8 protein-coding genes and 1 pseudogene are annotated in these 18423 nt (G+C 67.8%); 3 read left to right on the plus strand and 6 right to left on the minus strand.

The features are described from left to right. The first annotated feature begins 3 nt into the window (after positions 1–3). Positions 4–2298 carry a GH92 family glycosyl hydrolase gene (locus tag J2X41_RS02590; RefSeq protein ID WP_310079370.1) on the plus strand — a complete coding sequence of 765 codons (2295 nt, stop codon included), beginning with the start codon at positions 4–6 and terminating at the stop codon, positions 2296–2298. An 8-nt stretch (positions 2299–2306) separates the two neighbouring features. Here J2X41_RS02590 and J2X41_RS02595 read toward each other — a convergent pair. The 4 genes and pseudogenes from J2X41_RS02595 to J2X41_RS02610 form a co-directional block, all read right to left on the minus strand. Beyond that, positions 2307–4718, minus strand: a pseudogene (locus J2X41_RS02595) (glycosyl hydrolase 115 family protein); the annotation flags it as partial. A gap of 178 nt (positions 4719–4896) precedes the next feature. Beyond that, positions 4897–6153, minus strand: coding sequence for a histidine-type phosphatase (locus tag J2X41_RS02600; protein WP_310079372.1), 1257 nt, complete (start codon positions 6151–6153; stop codon positions 4897–4899). A 16-nt stretch (positions 6154–6169) separates the two neighbouring features. Next, positions 6170–8725 (minus strand): GH92 family glycosyl hydrolase, encoded by a 2556-nt coding sequence (locus J2X41_RS02605; protein WP_310079374.1) that lies wholly within the window; start codon positions 8723–8725, stop codon positions 6170–6172. Between the two features lie 131 nt (positions 8726–8856). Further along, on the minus strand, positions 8857–11940 hold the full coding sequence (locus tag J2X41_RS02610) for a TonB-dependent receptor (RefSeq protein ID WP_310079376.1): 3084 nt from the start codon (positions 11938–11940) through the stop codon (positions 8857–8859). Positions 11941–12379: 439 nt separating this feature from the next. Between J2X41_RS02610 and J2X41_RS02615 the strand changes: the two genes are divergently transcribed. Together J2X41_RS02615 and J2X41_RS02620 are read left to right on the plus strand one after the other, a co-directional pair. Further along, on the plus strand, positions 12380–15595 hold the full coding sequence (locus J2X41_RS02615; RefSeq protein WP_310079377.1) for a glycoside hydrolase family 2 TIM barrel-domain containing protein: 3216 nt from the start codon (positions 12380–12382) through the stop codon (positions 15593–15595). Between the two features lie 66 nt (positions 15596–15661). Further along, the gene (locus J2X41_RS02620; protein ID WP_310079379.1) at positions 15662–16585 is read left to right on the plus strand and encodes a family 43 glycosylhydrolase; all 924 of its coding nucleotides are present in this window, start codon (positions 15662–15664) and stop codon (positions 16583–16585) included. Here the strand turns inward: J2X41_RS02620 and J2X41_RS02625 are convergent. Both J2X41_RS02625 and J2X41_RS02630 read right to left on the minus strand, forming a co-directional pair. Continuing rightward, a complete protein-coding gene (locus tag J2X41_RS02625) occupies positions 16531–16848 on the minus strand; it encodes a hypothetical protein (RefSeq protein ID WP_310079381.1) in 318 nt (105 codons plus the stop codon). The genes J2X41_RS02620 and J2X41_RS02625 overlap by 55 nt on opposite strands. 4 nt (positions 16849–16852) lie before the next feature. After that, positions 16853–18421: a carboxylesterase family protein gene (locus tag J2X41_RS02630; RefSeq protein ID WP_310079383.1), complete on the minus strand. Its 1569-nt coding sequence runs from the start codon at positions 18419–18421 to the stop codon at positions 16853–16855. Positions 18422–18423: the final 2 nt, after the last annotated feature.

Consider the following 18423-nt stretch of genomic DNA (forward strand, 5'->3'; position numbering starts at 1 on the left):
CCAATGCGCGCCCTGAGCGGCCTTTTTCTCGGCGTCGCCCTGGGGGTCCTGCCGCTCGCGGCGCAGGCCCAGACTACACCCCCCGACCTGACGCAAAAGGCCGATCCGTTCGTCGGCGTGGACGGCGGCGGCGTCGCCGGCGGCAACACCGTGCCCGGCGCCGGCGTGCCGTTCGGCTTCGTGTCGCTGAGCCCCGACACCACCAACGCCGACACCAACGGCTACGACTCCAGGAGCCCGATCATGGGCTTCAGCTACACCCACGTCAGCGGCACGGGCGGCTCGGGCAAGTACGGCAATTTCCGCGTCACCCCCGCCGTCGGACCGCTGAGACTGAACCACCTGCATTTCGACAAGGCCGACGAGCAGGCCTCGCCGGGCTATTACAGCGTGGGCCTGGGCAACAGCGACGCGGAGCGCATCAAGGTCGAGCTGACCGCCTCGCGCCGGGTCGGCTTCCAGCGACTGACCTATCCCGCGGTCGCCGACAGCCAGCTGATCTTCGACGTCAGCTCGGTGGTCGCCATGCGCGGGCGCGGCCAGCGGGTGCGGCTGGCCAAGGTCCAGCTGATCGACGACCACACCCTGGCCGGCGAGGTCACGGTCGAGGGCGGCTGGAACCCGGCGCCCTACACCCTCTACTTCCACGCCGTCGCCGATCGTCCGGCCAAGGCGTTCGGGGCGTGGAAGGCGGGCCAGGGTTGGTTCGAGACCCAGCCCGGCGTCGGCCGCCTGGAAGGCGGGTCGCAGGTCAAGAGCCCCGCCAACCGCCAAGGCCTGATGATCGAATACGACACCGAGCGCGAGTTCTCCAACCGCCTGGGCGCCTATCTGACCTTCGACACCACCGGCGACCGTCAGGTGCGGATGAAGCTGGCCGTGTCGTTCGTCAGCGCCGAGAAGGCCCACGCCAACCTGGCCGAGGAGATGCCCGGCTGGGACTTCGACGGCTATCGCCAGGCCGCGCGGGAGCAATGGAACGGCGCCCTGGCCAAGATCCGGGTCGAGGGCGGCTCGGACGAGCAGCAGCGGATCTTCTATTCGGCGCTCTATCGCGCCCACACCATGCCGCACGACCTCAGCGGCGAGAACGTCTGGTGGAAATCCGACGAGCCCCACTACGAGGACTTCTACACCCTGTGGGACACCTTCCGCACGCTGCACCCGCTGCTGACCGTGATCCAGCCGCAGCGGCAGCGGGACATGATCCGCTCCCTGATTGACACCTACAAGCACACCGGCTGGATGCCGGATTCCCGTATCGCCGGGGCCAACGGCATGACCCAGGGCGGCTCCAATGGCGACATCCTGATCGCCGACGCCGTGGTCAAGCGCCTGGGCGGCTTCGACGAGGCCCTGGCCTATGAGGCGATCCGCAAGAACGGCGAGGTCGACAGCGACCAGCCCTTTCTGCAGGGCCGCGTCCTGAAGGACTATCTGAAGCTGGGCTATGTGCCGTTCACGGAGACCCGCTCGGCCTCGCGCACCCTGGAATACGCCTATGACGACTACGCCATCGGCGTGGTCGCGAAGGCCCTGCGCAAACCCGAGGACGCCAGGCGCTACCTGGCCCGGTCGGGGAACTGGAAGAACCTCTGGGACGACACGCTGGGATGCATCCGCCCCCGCTATCCCAACGGCGAATGGGTCGAGAACTACAGCTGCACCTACGAGTATCCTGACCGTTCAGGACCCTGGTGGGACGCCCCGTTCTATGAGGGCAATTCGCTACAATATTCGACCTACGTGCCGCAGGACGTGGCCGGGATGATGGCCAAGACCGGTGGGCGCGAGGGCTTCGTGACCTGGCTGGACCGCCTGTTCGACGGCCACTACTCGCAGGGCAACGAGCCCGACATCCTGGCGCCGTATCTCTATATCCACGCCGGCCGCCCTGACCGGACGGCCGAGATCGCCCGCCAGCTGATGGCCAAGCACTATCGTCTCGCCCGCACCGGCCTGCCGGGCAACGACGACGCCGGCGCGATGTCCAGCTGGTACGTCTGGAACGCCATCGGCCTCTATCCCAACGCCGGCCAGCCCTATTACTACATCGCCTCGCCGCTGTTCACGCGCAGCACCCTGGCGCTGGAGGGCGGCAAGACCTTCACGATCCAGGCCCTGGCGACCTCGGAGACCAATCGCTACGTCACGGCCGCCAAGCTGAACGGCAAAGCGTTGGACCGCGCCTGGATCACCCACGCCGAACTGGCCCAGGGCGGCGTGCTGGACCTGACGATGGGTCCCGTGCCGTCCCGCTGGGCGACGACCTTCACGCCGCCGCCCAACGGGCTTTAACCCCTCCCCTAGTGGTTCTCGTGCACGGCGACCTGCTCGGGCAGGACCAGCCGCACGCGGTCGAGGGCGACGCGGCCGGTGCGCGAGGTCACGGTGATGGTATGGCGGCCCGGCGACAACGATGGGCCGACCGTCGCCTTCAGCAGGTTGTCCAGCACGCCCTCCGCCCAGGCCGGAGAGCCGACCTTGCGCGGCAGCTTCACATGCTCGACCGCGCCGCCGTCGATGCTGACGTCCAGTTCGATGTCCTGAGCCTGGCCGTCGGGGAAGATCGGCAGGACGCCCAGTTGAACCCGGCGACCGTCGGAACCCGCGACGTCGACGGCCAGGGTCAGGGCGGCGCCCGGCGCGTCGGCCACCATCACGCCGCGGCCGCGACCGACGCCCTCGACCAGGCGCCAGCCGGTATTGGCGGCGAACGCTTCGGCCTCGAGCACCGGCGAGGCCGCGGGCGCATTGCCGTCGACCACCGCCAGGAACCGGGCTGGGTCAGCGGTCAGGCCGGAGCCCGGCAGCGGGATCGAGCGCGCGCGATAGATCCGCCATTGGCTGTCGGCCGGCTCCTCGGGCATCAGCCAGCGCCACTTGCCGCCGGCGACCTGATTGTTGAAGCGATCGGTCAGGGCGGTGATCTCGGCCTGGGCGTCGACGGCCGCGCCGCCGGCCGACCGCGCCATCGCCTGGTCGTTGTCGATCAACTCGTTATACCGCTCGGCGGCGAAGAACCGCATGTTGGCGGCCGCCGAAATGCGGATCGGGAACTCGACCAGCTCGAACCAGGCGTCGGCCAGCTCCGGCGGCACGGAGGCCCCGGTCGCCTTCGTCTCCGCCACTAGCTTGCGGAAAGCCCGCAGGCGGTCGTTGACCTCGTCAGGCGTGTAGCTGGACATGTGGCGGCTCTCGGCCTGTGGTTGCCATTCCAGGTGCTCGGGCCGGCGCTCGAAGTTCAGATGGTAATAGCGGTCCATCAGGTCGGCGGTGTTGCCGGCCAGGGCGGGCCCGAAGGCGCGGCGGCTCCAATCCTCCAGGAACTGGCGCTGGGTCTTGCCGCGCCAGCGGTCGATGTCCCAGGCCATTTCCAGGAAGTGGCTGGTCCCGATCTCGGCCGGCTTGATGTCGCCGACATTGGCGATCCAGACGTTGCGTGCGCCCTTGTCCCAGGCGTGGATCATTTCCTCCTGCACCAAGGCCGGCGGCGTCGTGCCGAGCCAGAGGTAGGCCAACGGAAAGCCCAGATAGGACAGGTGGTAATAGACCCCTGCCCCGCCCTTGCGTCCGGCCTCCTGGGCGCTGGGGAACTGGCGGATATAGCCGAAATTATCGTCGGGCCAGACGATAGTGACGTCGTCCGGAACCGCGACGCCGGCCCGGTAGATGTCCAGCACCTCCTTGTAGGGCACGAAGATCTGCGGGACCTTGGCCACGTCCGGCGAAACGTTCCGGCCCAGGATCTCGCGCTGGTCGGCGATGATCCTGTCCAGCAGCGCCACCTTGTCCTGCATGGTCTTGGGCCCGACCATGCCGGTGTCGTGGATGCCGCGCATGCCCAGGGTCCATAGGTTTTCGTAAGGGCCGTTGGCCTTGGCGCGCTCTTCCCAATAGGCCTTCACGCCGTCGGGATTGGTCGCGTAGTTGAACTTTTCGGGCGCGTCCTTCCACTCGCCGACATTGTTGCGCAGCATGGCCTCGGCGTGGGACGAGCCCATGACGATGCCGTACTCCTGCGCCAGCTTGGCGTTGGCCGGATCGGAATTGAACGGCGCGGTGGTGTGGTGCATGGCCGGCCACAAGGTGTTGGCCTTCAGGCGCAGCAGCAGGGTGAAGATCCGGCGGTAGGTCTTGGGCCCGATGTCGCCGCGCTCGGGGTCGAAGGTCTTGGCCGCCCAGGGATAGAGCCCCCAGTCCTCGTCATTGACGAAGACGCCCCGGTAGCGCACCGAGGGCGGGCCGAAACGGTGGACGCCGGGGGCGACGAACAGCGTGTCGCGATGCTTGGGCGTGACGTCGGCCCACCAGGCCCAGGGCGACACGCCCATGGCCTGCGCCACCTCGTAGACGCCGAAGGCCGTGCCCCGGCGATCGCTGCCGATCACCACCAGGGCCTTGTCGACGCCGGGCAGCGGATGGTCGACCGAGGCGATGACGAAGCTTTCCCAGGCGCCGTTCAGGCGCGAGACATCGATCTTTCTCGCCGCGACGATCTGGTCGATCAGCTTGCTGCCACCCAGCGTCCCGACCAGGATCGCCGTCCTGCCGGCGGGCGTGGCCGCGACGGTCGCCTGCTGGGCGGTGACGGTCTTGATGTCGTCCGCCAGGTCGTCGGCGGCGTGGCGCACCACGGCGGCGTCGGCAGGATCGACCACGATGGTCGGCGCCCGTCCCGCCTCGACCAGCACGAAGCCGCCCCGCGCCAGGCTGTCGGTGAAGAGGGTCCCGGTCTCGTCGCGCCCTTCTCGCGCCTGGGCCGCGTGAACCGCGCCGAGACAAAGAACGAGCGCCAGGACGCTCCGCCAGATCGACTTCAGTCTGTTCATCGGCCCAGGCCTCCCTACGCGTGGCGGGTCTTGTACTTCGGATGATGCATGGTCGGACCGCTCGTCACGAGTCCAAGGCTTGCGACACGATCGCTTCGAACCGGTCCAGGGGGCAGTCGAACGCTGGCGTCGCCGTGCTGCAGCCCGGAATGAACACCGGGGCGGCCGGCGGCGGCGTCGCCTGGGTCAGCGGCGTGGCCTCGCGCAGTTGGCGAAGGCTCTGGCCGGTGAAGCGGGCGCGGATCACGCGCACGCCGTCGGCGCGCCGCCAGCGCTCGAACACCAGGGCGCCGCCCGGGCCGATCTGGTTGGGCTGATAGCCCGGCAAGGCCCATTCCAGGCGCAGCAGGCCGCCCAGCACCGCCAGGGTACCGTCATGGCCGGCGACGAAGACGACCCGCGCGCCCGTCGGACCGATCGCCGCGTCGGAGGCTCCGGTTTCGAGCGTCGCCAGGATCCGTCGCGCCAGGGGACCGCCCAGGGCCTTGGCGACATAGGGCGTGCGGAGCCGCAGGTCGAACTCCGCCTGGTGCAGGGCGAAGACGCGGGTCAGCGTATCCTCGTCCAGGCCTCGCCACCCCTGTCCCGCGAAGTCCTGGCCGTCGGCCCAGGCCATCAGCAAGCTCTCGGTGACCCCGGAGGCGAAGGCTTCCGGCCCCCACAGCGAGACCAGGTCCTCGCCTTCGACGAAGCCCGGCTTGGCGTCGAGGATCCGCCTCTTGCCGGGCGACGGCGGGCACGGACCGACCGGACATTGCATCAGCAGCGCGTCCAGGCGCTCGATCGCATCGCGATGGCTGGCGCTCCAGGCCGTCAGGTCGCCGCCGGCTCGGCCAGCGACGGCGGCGCGCGCCAGGTCGGCGTCGGCGACCACCACCCCGGCCTTGATCGGCTCGAACATCGGGTCCACGCGCCCCTCCCCGACGTTGCCGACGGCGACGACGCAGCCCGGCGACAGGGTCCGCGCGACCGCCTTGGCCGTGGCGATCGTCCTCTGGGTGACGTTAGCCCAGTAGTAGGTCGCGCCGCAGTCGTCCGGGCGCAACAGCCCCTCGGCGACATAGCGCTCACGGAAATAGCCGCCCATCAGAGCCGCCAGGGTCTCGCCGCGGGCGGTCAGGTGGCCGGGCGGGACCGAGAACCGCGGCCAGGGCCGGGCCGAGGTTTCCTCCAGCCGCTCGGGGCTCGACATCGCCGCCCGCACCCCGTGGCGACTGAGGATCACCACCTTCTCCAGCCGCTCGCCCGGCGCGCCGGCCCAGGCCGAGCCCGCCGACAGCAGAAAGAACACGGCCAGGGCGGTTCGAAGGAACGGGATCATCGCGCGGCTCCGAAAGTCAGCGGCAACCGGTTCCGGCGATCAGCTCGACCTCGGCCACCTGGATGGCTTTACCCGCGGTCAGCTCCAGCCGATAGCGGGCATAGGGCTTGGCCACGAGCGCGAAGGTCCGGGTGGCGTGGCGATGGTCGAAGCGTTCGCCGCGCCGCTGGTCCAGCTTCACCCAACGCTTGCCGTCGAAGCCGCTGAACCGCCACGCGGTCGGATCGGCCTCTTCCGCGCCGACGCTGACGGTGTAGGCCTTCAAGCAGGTCGCCGCCGGCCGGGCGAACACCGCCGACTGGCCGGCCGAGGCTGTCCAGACGGTCGAGGTCTTGCCGTCGGTCAGGGCCGGCGCGCTGGCCTCGGTGGTCAGCACGGCGCCGTCATAGGCCCACTGGCCGGGCTTGTCGCTCATGGTGAAGCGCAGCACGCCGCCGGCCAGCAGCTGGCCTTGGGAAACGAAGGGCCCCAGCAGCGGCTTGCCGTCCAGGCTGGCCGCCGCGATGTACGGGTGATCCGCGCCGGCGTTCTGCGCGACGATCTCCAACGTCTTGCCGCCTTCGAGATGGATCAGGCTGCGCGGGTGGCGCGGCCCGTGCAGGTAGAACAGGTCGCTTCCCAGCTTCGGAAACAGGCCCAGGCGGTTGAACACGTAGTTGGAGCTCATGGCCCCGGCGTCCTCGTCGCCCGGATAGGCAGTGTCGGTGAAGTGTTTGAACACCTCGCCGGCCCAATAGGACGACAGGTCGGCGCGGCCCAGGTTGTGGAACAGCCAGGGCGTGGCGAAGGAGGGCTCGTTGGTGATGTCGATCAGGCCGGCGTCGAGGGCGTGGTTGAGCCGCTCGTTGAAGCGCACCCGCCCGCCCATGGCCTCGACCAGGCCCGGCAGGTCGTGCAGCACGCCGTAGGAATAGATCCAGGCCGTGCCCTCGTAATAGCCGACATTGTTGTGGACCTTGCCGTCCCAGCCCTGCTTGGGGTCGACGTCCTGGAACTTGCCGTCCGGATAGCGCGGCATGAGGAAGCCCTTGAAACCGTCGCTCTCCGTCTCCGGATTCCAGATCTTGCGCCAGTTCTGCGAACGCCTGGTCAGCGCCTCGGCTTCGTCGGCATGCCCGGCCTTGGCCGCGACCTGGGCGGCGAAGTAGTCGTTCAAGGCGAAGCCCAGGGTCGACGAGCCCGACTTGGCGCGCTGGTTGTTCGGTTCGGGGCTGAGGTCGCCGACGCCGAAATAGCCGCTTTCCAGATAGCGCGGGCGGCGGCGCTCGAAGGCGTTGAAATGGGTCACGCGCCAGGCGTCGGTCCAGTTGACGCCCCGGGCCCCGCGCAGCGCTGCCTCGCCCAGCACGTTGTCGACCTCGTCGCCGCCCTGGCCGACATGGTAGTTCTGGCCGCCGATGATGGCGGTGTCGGCCGCGCCGAACTTGTCGAAGGTGTGGATCAGCGAATTGAGGTTGGCCGCATACTCGCTGGGACGCAGCACCGACATCAGCGGGAACAGCGTCCGGTAGGTGTCCCACAGGGTGTAGTGGTCATCCCAGTTTGGACGGCCCAGCTCCTTGGCCGGCTGGTCCAGCGAGCGGTCCCGCGGGTGGGTCGAGGCGTGGTAGAGCGCGGTGTAGAACCGTCGGGTCTGGGCGTCCGAAAGCCCCGAGACCTCGATCTCGCCCAGCCGGTCGTTCCAGGCGGCCTGGTTTTCCTGGCGCACGCGCTCGAAGCTCCAGTCCGGGATCTCGCGGTCCAGCAAGGCTTCGGCCGTCTCGGCGCTGGTGAAGGACACCGCGATCTTGACCAGCAACGGCTTGTCGCCGGTGGTCTTGAAGGTCTGCCAGGCGCCCAGACGCTCGTCCGGACCGGTCCTGCCCTCGATGGCCCCGGCCTTGCGGTCCTGCTTGTCGAAGACGCCCCAGGCCGTCGGCTTCCGGTCGAACTTGGCGACGAACCAGATGTCGATCAGGGCGGGGTTCCAGTAGCCCTTGGCCTTGACGTGGCCGACGACCTTGCCCTCGGCCGGGAACAGCTTGACGTCGGCCTGGTCCGAGGCGACCAGGCCACCGACCTTGCGCGTCACGTCGAACACCAGCTGAGCTTGGTCGGTGTCGGGATAGGTCAGGCGATAGATCGCCGCATAGTGGGCCGGCGTGACCTCGACGCGCGTGTCGTAGCGCGACAGGCGGACGGAATAGGCGTCGGCCGCCAGGACCTCGTCGGCCTTGGGCGACAGGTGGGCGGCCTCATCGAACTGGGCGAGCCCGACCTGGGGCGACAGCAGGAACGTGCCGTAGGTGGTGACGCCGCCCGACCCTTGCGAATGCAGCTGGGCGAAGCCGCTGATCGGCTCGGCGGCGTTGTAGCCGGCGTTGCTGGGGTTGGGGGTCTCGGGCGACGGATGGATGGAGCCGTTTGGCCGCGTCGGCCCGGGGATGGTGTCGCCTTCGTTGTCGTTGCCCAGGCCGACCGTCAGCGCGGGAAGCTTGTAGAGCGGCCGGTCGGACTCGGCCCAGGCCGCGGATGACGCCGCCAGGAGGACCAGAACCAACAGGGGCGACAGGCTCGCGCGAAGTCCGGGCATCAAGATCCTCCGGCTACGGAACGAGGAGGGCCGCCGAAACTGAATGTCCCGCCGGGTCCCTCCCCCGAAATCGAAAATATAGCCGGTCCACGAATGGACCGGCTATCAGGTGGCTTCACGGGGAGTGAAGATCAGAAGGTGGCGCGCGCCGTCAGGGTGTAGGTGCGGCCATCATAGTCGACCCAACGCGAGACCTTGGTGTCGTTCTCGTATTCGAAACGCTTGGAGTCCGTCAGGTTGTAGGCGTCCAGCGACAGGGTGAAATTGTCCGTCACGTTGTAGGAGGCCGACAGGTCCAGCTGGCCGCGCGCCTTCACCGAGCGAGCGCTGCCGGTATAGGTGCCGTTGGCGTTCAGCGGGTAATCGGAGCGATAGTTGTAGACCATGCGCACGCCGTATTTCGGCGTCTCGTAGTAGCCGATGACGTTGACGTTATGCTTTGAGATGCCCGGGAACGGAGCGATCGCCGGGCTCTTGGACGTCGTGTAGGCGTAGTTGAAGCTGCCGCCCAGGTTCTTCCAGAAGCCCGGCAGGAAGTCGAGGTTCTGCTGGATGTTGAACTCGACGCCCTCGACGGTGGTCGGCTTGTCGAGGTTGTAGGACCCGGTGGCGTTGACGTGGACCTGGGTGTTGGCGCTGCTCAGGCTGGTGGCGTTGCAATAGGTCCCGTCCCACGACAGGGCGCCGAAGCCCCAGGTCGAGCCGTCGGCCGGACAGATGATCGACGGGTCGGTGGTGGTGGCGATGCGGTTGGTGATGTTCTTGTGGAAATAGGCCAGCGAGATCAGGCCGTTGGGACGGTTGTACCACTCCAGCGACAGGTCGAACGACTCGGCCAGGTAGGGCCTGAGGCTGTTGTTCCCGATGGCGACCGAGACGTCGTAGACGTTGGTCGAGCCCGAGCTCAGGCTGCTGTTGAAGATCGGCGACGGACTGACCTTGGTCGACGGCGAATACTGGCGCGGGTGCGGGCGGACATAGGTCTTGTAGTAGGCGCCGCGCAGGATCAGGTCGTCGGTGACGTCGGCCACGAAGATCGCCGACGGCAGGAAGTAGTGGTAATTGTTCTTGTATTCGTCGGTCTTGAACGCCGTGGCCGAGCCGATCGAGTCGGTCGGCGGGGTGACGCGGTCCAGGGTGGTGATGGTGTTCTTGGTGTCTTCGTAGCGGCCGCCGAAGTTGCCGCGCACGCCATGACCGAAGATTTCGGTGTCGTACTTCGCCTGGATATAAAACTCGTTGACGTCGTTCTCGTTGGTGAAGTTCTTGTCGTAATAGCTGCTGTCGGCGTACTGGATGTTGAAGCCCTGGCTTGAGAGGCCGCCGTCCTTATAGGGCGTGACCGGACGGACCGCGTCCAGGAACTGGTGGATGTTCAACACCTGCCAGTTGCGATTGTAGTCGCCGGCGGAGCCGCCCATGAAGTCGTCGACGAACGGCGCCGTGACCATCATGCTCGAGGTGATCTTGTTCAACTGAGCGCCGTAGGCGTAGACCCGGTAGCCGGTCGACACGTACTTCTCGCGCTCGAGGCGCACGCCGGCCTGGAGGCTCTTGACCGGTCCGAACTTGACGAAGCGCTCGAGGTCGAAGGCGGCGGTGCTCAGGTCGTTCTTGGCGAAGCTCTCGGTGCCCTGGATCTGGATCTGGTTGGTCGAGTTGGCCTTGGAACCGTTGTTGTAGAACGACGTCGGGTCGCCGGGGCCGCCCCAGGTCCAGGTCTGGCCGTTGGCGATCGCGTTCTGCGGCGTCGGGCTGGTCGAGTATTTGAAGGCGCTGATGTCATCCAGGCCCGTGGTCAGCGAGCCCGTGATGCCGTTGCCGCCCGCCTTGGTGTAGGTGGCGACGTCGACTTCGGTCTCGACCGAGGCGTTGTAGCCCGACGACACGGTCAAGGCGCCGGCGAAGCGCCAGTCGTCGTTGCTCCAGTCGATATTGCCGATCAGGCCCTTCGACTTCTGGTGTTGGGAATAGAGACGGGTCGAGGAGAGCGCGTTCATGTTGTTGAACGAATAGCTCTCGTACAGATAGCGTCCGTCATTGGTCTTGATCGGCGTGCCGGTCGGGGTGATCACCGTGCCCGCGCCGGCCGTGGACGACGGCAGGACGGTGTTGATCAGGAAATATTGAGTGGTGTCAGGCAGGTTGCGATCGGTCGAGAAGCCGATCAGACCGACCTTGGTGTTGTCGTTCGGCTTCCACTCCACGCCCGCCGAGCCCGACCAGACCTTGCCCACGTTCATGCGGGTGTACTGGCGGATCTGGCTATTGGCCCAGATGCCGTTGTTGCTGGTCGAACCGGTATTGCTGGTGATGTAGCCCGCCTTCACCAAATCGTCCTGCTTCATGCCCAAGGCCTGAGCCAGTGATCGGCAGTACGAGGTCGCGCTGGTGGGGCATGCGGTCGGCGAGAAATACTGGCCGTAGGTGCTGTTGAACTGAGTGGGCGAGAGGCCCGTCATCGCCGAGGTCAGATAGTCGTAGCTGTTGAGCCGGACGGTGTCGCGGCGGAACTTTTCCTTCTTGTAGGCGATCGTCCCGAACACGGCGAGATCGTCCGTCAGGTGCTTGTTGTAGCTGAGGGTCGCGGCCGGCGCGCCCAGATCGCCCAGGTCGTTGTACTCGTAGGACAGCTTGGCGAAACCGCCGTCCTTGCGCGACAGCGCCGGGGCGATCTGCATGTCGACATTGCCGCTGAGGCCGCCCGACACGGTGTTGGCCATCGGCGACTTCTGGATCACGAAGGCCGAAAAGATGTCCGAGTTGAACGCGCCCAGCGGCGTGCCTTGGTTGTCGCGCAGCAGCGGCGGATAGGCGAACGACTGGCCGTTCAGCGTGGTGCGGGCGTATTCGCCCGGCATGCCGCGCAGGTTGATGGTGGCGTCGCGGCCCTCGGCCTCGCGGTTGATCTGCACGCCCGGGATGCGCTGCAGGGCCTCACCGACGTTGAGGTCCGGGAAGCGGCCCAGGCCGTCCGAGGAGATGCCGTCGGTGATCTCGATGGCGTTCTTCTTGGCGCGAACGGCGTTGGCGTAGCTCTGCTTGAAGCCGGTCACGACGACCGCGTCGAGCGTGTCCGAGCTGGCGGCTGCACTGGGAGCCGAACTGGGGGCCGCGGCTTCCTGCGCGGCGGCGAGCGCCGGCGCCCCGCCAATGATGGTGGCCGACAGGAGCGCGACCTTCAGGGCGCGTCTCGGGCTGATCTTCGCTTGCAATTCGTTTCCCTCCTCGTTTGCGGCCATTGCCTTGGCGGCTTATTGGCCCGACCTCTTCGCGACATCGGTTGAACCGGAAAACATTGACTGGTCAGGACAATATTTCCGGTACGCCCACCCCCGTGTCGCACCCTTGGATCGGCTACAATGACATTGATATCACTGACCTATTTCATATAGCCAATTTGGTTTCTATATTATTTTTCGTTATAGATCTAGAATTTTTTTTTCAATATTTCCATATTGGTCAGGCCAGATGGAGATCTACAACCCTCGGTGAAGAGCGCTTCAGCCGAGCGTTGAGAGCGTTGACGACAAGGATGGAGGAGACCACCGGGTCCAGTCGTGGTCTCCGTGGCATATGCGCCCGCCCCCTTCGAACCGCGGGTGTTGGAAAACAGGCGTGAGTCCGGCGAGGCCTGGGTCAGGAGAGAGTGGAATGAAGCGAAGCGTGGTGGCGGCGAGCCTGGCCGGGCTGGCGATGGGCTTCGCCGCCCAGGCGGAGGAAACGCCCCGCGTCCAGCCGGTGCAGGTGGACGCCTCGCGTCCGGACTGGGAGAACCCGGCGGTGTTCGCGCGCGGCAAGCTGGCGGCCAGCGCCACGCACTTTGCGTTCGAGAGCCGCGAGGCAGCCCTGGCCGGCGACATGACCCGGTCGGCGCGCTACCAGTCGCTGGACGGGCCGTGGTCGTTCAGCTTCTCGCCGTCGTCGGACGCGGTTCCTGAAGGCTTCGAGAACCCGGACTATGACGTCTCGGCCTGGAAGACCATCAAGGTCCCGGCCCTGTGGCAGACCGAGGGCTATGACCAGCCGCGCTACAACAACATCACCTATCCGTTCCCCGCCAACCGGCCGCTGATCCCCCACGCCACCAATCCGGTCGGCTCGTATCGGCGCACCTTCGAGATCCCGGCCGGCTGGAGCGGCCAGGCCGTGATCCTGCACATCGGCGCGGCCGGCTCGGCCTACCAGGTGTGGGTCAACGGCGTGGAGGCCGGCTATTCGGAGGACTCCAAGCTGCCGTCGGAATTCGACGTCACCAAGCTGCTGAAGGCCGGCCAGCCCAACATCGTCGCCATCCAGATTCACCGCTGGTCGGACGGCAGCTACCTGGAGGACCAGGACTTCTGGCGGGTCTCGGGCATCGAGCGGTCGGTCTATCTGAAGGCCGTCCCCAAGGCCGCGGCCAGCGACCTGTTCGTCCATGCCGGCCTGGACAAGGCCTACAAGGACGGCGTGCTGTCGACCGACGTGGCCCTGGCGGCCCGCGACAAGCCGGTCACCGTGCGCATGACCCTGCTGGACGGCGACAACACCGTGCTGACCAAGGCGGCCAAGGTCGCGGCCGGGGCGGCCAGGACCGAGACTCTGGCGGCCAGCGTGCCGGGGGTGAAGGCCTGGACCGCCGAGACCCCCAACCTCTACACCCTGCTGGTCGAGGTGCTGGACGCCAACGGCAAGGTGATCCAGGCCACGCCGCAGCGGATCGGCTTTCGCACCGTGGAGATCAGGAACGGCCGGGTGGCGGTCAACGGCAAGCCGATCGTCATCCGCGGCGTCAATCGCCACGAGCACGACCCCGAGACCTTCCACGTGATCTCGGAAGCCTCGATGCGCCGCGACATCGAGCTGATGAAGCGCAACAACATCAACGCCGTGCGCACCTCGCACTATCCCAACGCCGAGCTGTGGTACGCCCTGGCCGACGAATACGGCCTCTATGTGATGGACGAGGCCGACATCGAGAGCCACGCCTATATGGGCTGGGGCAACGCCGACCCGTCACAGCGTGACAAGCGGCAGATCGGCTTCGACCCAGCCTGGGAGCAGGCCCATGTCAGCCGCGTGATGAACATGGTCGAGCGCGACAAGAACCATCCGTCGGTGATCTTCTGGTCGCTGGGCAACGAGGCCGGCATCGGACCCAATTTCGAGAAGGCCGCCGCCGCGGTCCGCAAGCGCGATCCCTCGCGCCTGATCTCATACCTCGGCTGGGGGGCGCGGCCCTGGGAGCACGTGCCCAACAGCTATGTCGACATCTATGCGCCGATGTATGACGACCTGACCAAGATGGTCGACTGGGCCACCGACCCCAGCCGCACCCAGCCGATGATCCAGTGCGAATATTCGCACATGCAGGGCAATTCCGGCGGCAACTTCAAGGACTACTGGGACACCATCTACCGCTACGACAAGCTGCAGGGCGGCTTCATCTGGGACTGGGTGGACCAGTCGATGTACCGCTACACCAAGGACGGCCGACGCTACTGGGGCGATGGCGGCGAGTACGGCCCCAACCCCGGCGGCGACGTCGAGTTCGGCGACGGCCTGCTCCAGCCCGACCGCACCCCCAACCCCCAGTTCTACGAAGTCGGCAAGGTGCTCTCGCCGATCCAGTTCGGCGCTTTCGACCCCGCGACCGGCCGCGTCACGGTGACCAACCGCCACGACTTCCGCGACCTCTCGGGCTTCGACTTCGATTGGGTGCTGGAGGAGAACGGCGTGGCGATCGCCTCGGGCCAGCTGCCGGCCTTGAAGACCGCCGCGCGGGGCGTGGAGGACGTCGTCCTGCCGCTGCCGAAGATCCAAGCCAAGCCGGGCGCGGAGTATTTCGTCACGGTCCGGGCCAAAGCCAAGGCTGGCGCCGTGCCGTTGACCCCGGCCGGCTACACGGTCGGCTGGGAGCAGTTCGCCGTCTCGGCGACGCCGGCTCCGGCCGTCGCCCGCTCGGGCGCGGTGTCGCTGGCCGAGACTGGCGCGGCGATCACCGCCTCGGCCGCCGGCGCCACCCTGACCATCGACAAGGCCACCGGCCTGGTCGAGGCCTACGCCAAGGACGGCGTCGTCCTGGCCAAGGGCGGCCAGCCCAACTTCTTCCGCGCCGAGACCGACAACGACACCGGAACCGGCCTGACCGCTCAGCAGCGGCCCTGGCAGGAGATGACCAAGCAGCGCCAGCTGCGCGCCGTGACGACCCGCACCGTCGCCGGGGACCGCCAGATCGTTGTCGACTACGCCCTGGGAGCCGGCGCGGCGCGGTTCACCACCACCTATACCATGGCCGGGGACGGCTCCGTCGCCGTGGTCGGCGAACTCACCCCCTTGAAGGACGACCTGCCGCCGCCCGTGCGCGTGGGCCTGTGGTATTCGGTTCCGGCGGATCTCAAGACCGTCGAGTGGTACGGCCGCGGCCCGCACGAGACCTATGTCGACCGCTACACCTCGGCCCCGATCGGCTTGTGGCGCGGGGCCGTCGCCGACCAGAACCACGACTACATGCGGCCCCAGGACACCGGCAACAAGATCGACGTCCGATGGATGGAACTGAGCGGCCGGGGACGCGGCGTGCGGGTGGCCGCCGACAAGCCCCTGATGATGACGGCCCTGGCTTTCCCCTATGAAGACCTCTATCGCCGCCCGCCCGGAACCTGGAAGTCGACCGACATCGTCCCGCACGGGGACGCAACCCTGCTGGTGGACGCCGTCCAGTGGGGGATCGGCGGCGACACCGCCTGGAACAGCTTCGGCCTGCCGCACATGAAGTACCGCACCAAACTGGAGCCCACGCGGGTCAGCTTCCGCCTGGAGCCGTTCGCGGGCGCGGGGACCTCGCCCGACAAGGCCCGTCCCGCCGAAGCGACGCCGCCGCGATAGCGGTCATCCGCCTCGTCGCCTGCTAAGGTCGGTGACCGTCGGAGTCGCCGAATTCAAGGAGTCCCCATGAAACGTTTCGCCCTCGTCCTCGCCGCCCTGCTCGCCGGGCCGGCCCTGGCCGGCGAGCCGATCAGTCCGCGCTTCAACGCCGATCCCTCGCCGCACGCGTTCAAGGGCGGCTACTATCTCTACGCCACCGACGACGCGTCCAATTCGGGGACCTATTGGGACTCGACGACCTGGCGGCTCTATACCTCCAAGGACCTGAAGACCTGGAAGGACGGCGGCGCGTTCCTGGGGGTGTCGGTGTTCAAGTGGGCCAAGCCCGACGCCAAGGCCTGGGCGCCCGAGGCCGCCTACCGCAACGGCAAGTACTACTTCTACGCCCCGGTCGGCGGCGACAAGATCGGCGTCGCCGTGGCCGATCGTCCCGAAGGGCCGTTCCACGACGCCATCGGCGCGCCGCTGGTCGACAAGGCCCGCGACGCCAACGCCGGGGCCGAGCCGATCGACCCGCAGGTGCTGATCGACGACGACGGCCAGGCCTACATGGTCTTCGGCACCCGCGTGCCCAAGATCGTCAAGCTGGGCGCGGACATGAAGAGCCTGGCCGGGCCGATCCAGGACATCGCCGTCACCGGCTTCCCGGCCGACGACCCGAAGAAGGCCTACGGAGAGGCCCCTTTCCTGCACAAGCACAAGGGTCTCTACTATTTCAGCTTTTCCACCGGCTGGCCCGGCCAGATCGTCTACGCCACCGCCAAGACCCCGACGGGTCCCTACGCCTATCGCGGCGTGATCCTCGACTATCTGAAGATCTCGACCAACCACCAGGCGATCCTGCAGGACAAGGGCAAGACCTGGTTCTTCTATCACGACGCGCTGTTGCCCGGCGGCGGAAGCCATCGGCGCTCGATCGCGATCGAGCCGCTGAGCTATGCGCCGGACGGCTCCATCGTCGAGGTGCGGCCCAAGCCATCGGCTCGATAGCCGTGTCCCATCGCGGCTGAGACCGATGGCGAGTCGAAGGGGGTCTCGCCGGCCGACGCGTAGCCGCAAAGCGCTCGGTAGCGGTCCAGCACGCGCTCCAGCGTGCTGGCCTTGACCGGGCGACCGTCGCGCAGCTTGACCCAGGTGGTCTCGCTGATCCCGAACGTCCCCCGCAGGCAGACCTTGGTCGTCGCCGGCAAGACCCGGCGCAGGGCCAGGAAGGTCTCGCGGTCGGCGACGGTCATGGCTGATCGTACGCTCATCGGCCTACCCGCCGGGGATCGAGGCCTGGACCAGGTCCAGCCGCGCCTTGAGCGGATCGGCGCCGACCTTCACCCCGTCATTGGCGAAGTCGATGATCGTATCGCTCTTGGCGTCGAACCGCGGCCAGGCCGGCTGCCCCGCCGCTACCGGCGCGCCCTTGGCGGAGAAGGCGATCCAGTAGGCGTGGGCGGCCTTGGCCGCGGCGGCGTCGGCCGGGGTCAGGGCCGCGCCGTAGCGGGCGTCGACGGTATCGAACACGAACGGGATCTCGGTGGCGTGCGGCGCGCCCCACCAGTCCTTGCGCTGGCTTTCGGCCACGTAGGAGAAGCGGTACTGCCAGACCGGCGCGCCCTGCTCGGACAGGATGCGGGCGATCTTGCGCGAGGGCTCGATGAACATCCGATCGCCGGCCGCCTTCCAGCCGTAGACCTTGATGTCGTCCTTGCCGGTCGGGTCGTAGACGGCCTCGGCGGCGGCGCGCTGGTCTCCGAACGGCGCGAACACCTGGTCGCGGGTCCCGCCGAAGAAGAAACCGTCGGCGCCGGTGGCCCCGACCATCACCGGCATCTTGCTCCAGGCGCCGGCGGCGTAGGCGGCCAGCGGTTCGCGAGCCAGGATCTTGCCGTCGATCATCGGCCCGCCGCCCCAGGTGGGCGTGCCCGCGGTGGCCATGTTCAGGCCGTCGACCACCGCGTCGGCCGGCAGGGCGCGAAGGGCCGCCAGGGCGTCCGGCCCCTCCCCGCTGACGCCGGCCTTGGCGGCGAAGGCCAGGCCCGCGCTCTCGGCCGAGCGCTCGCCGTTCGCGGCCCGCAGCGGCAGGGTCGGCAGGAGCCTCGGCCGGCCGCCGCCCGACTGGATGATCGCCTTGTGGAACAGCCCCTTGGCCAGCGGCGAGGTCAGCAGGTCGTGCACCGACACGCCGCCGGCCGATTCCCCGAAAACGGTGACGTTGCCTGGGTCGCCGCCGAACGCCGCGATATTGTCGCGCACCCATTTCAGCGCCGCGATCTGGTCGAGCAGCGCATAGTTGCCCAGCAGGCCGCCGTCGGCGTTCTCGGCGGTCAGGGCCGGGTGGGCGAAGAAGCCGAAACGCCCGACCCGATAGTTGAAGCTGACCAGCACCACGCCGTCGCGGGCGAAGCGATCGCCGGAATAGACCGCCGGAGAAGAGCCGCCGTTGACGAAGCCGCCGCCGTAGATCCAGACCATCACCGGCCGCTTGGTCTTGGCTGTCTCGGCCCCGGCCGGCGTCCAGACATTGACGTAGAGGCAATCCTCGGCCGGCTGGACGCCCAGGGGCGCGGCGTCGCCGGGGAACGGGTTCTGCATGCAGTCGGGGCCGTAGGCCGCCGCCGAACGCACGGCGGTCCAGGCGGCGGGCGGCTGGGGCGCGCGCCAGCGCAGGTCGCCCACGGGCGGCGCGGCGAACGGCACGCCCTTGAATGCGTCCACGCCGTCGGCCTGCCGGCCGGCGACGGGGCCGTAGGTCGTCTTGACCACGGGATCCGCGGCGAAAGCCGAAGCGGACATGAGATTGGCGACGGAGAAGGCGATCAGGGCGTAGCGGTGCATGA

Source organism: Caulobacter sp. BE254 (assembly GCF_031457295.1).
Lineage (GTDB): Bacteria > Pseudomonadota > Alphaproteobacteria > Caulobacterales > Caulobacteraceae > Caulobacter.

Coding starts and splice junctions, on each gene's coding strand:
- J2X41_RS02630 (WP_310079383.1), bottom strand. CDS start 18,421: ATGCACCGCTACGCCCTGATCGCCTTCTCCGTCGCCAATCTCATGTCC.
- J2X41_RS02600 (WP_310079372.1), bottom strand. CDS start 6,153: ATGATCCCGTTCCTTCGAACCGCCCTGGCCGTGTTCTTTCTGCTGTCG.
- J2X41_RS02590 (WP_310079370.1), top strand. CDS start 4: ATGCGCGCCCTGAGCGGCCTTTTTCTCGGCGTCGCCCTGGGGGTCCTG.
- J2X41_RS02625 (WP_310079381.1), bottom strand. CDS start 16,848: ATGAGCGTACGATCAGCCATGACCGTCGCCGACCGCGAGACCTTCCTG.
- J2X41_RS02605 (WP_310079374.1), bottom strand. CDS start 8,725: ATGCCCGGACTTCGCGCGAGCCTGTCGCCCCTGTTGGTTCTGGTCCTC.
- J2X41_RS02615 (WP_310079377.1), top strand. CDS start 12,380: ATGAAGCGAAGCGTGGTGGCGGCGAGCCTGGCCGGGCTGGCGATGGGC.
- J2X41_RS02620 (WP_310079379.1), top strand. CDS start 15,662: ATGAAACGTTTCGCCCTCGTCCTCGCCGCCCTGCTCGCCGGGCCGGCC.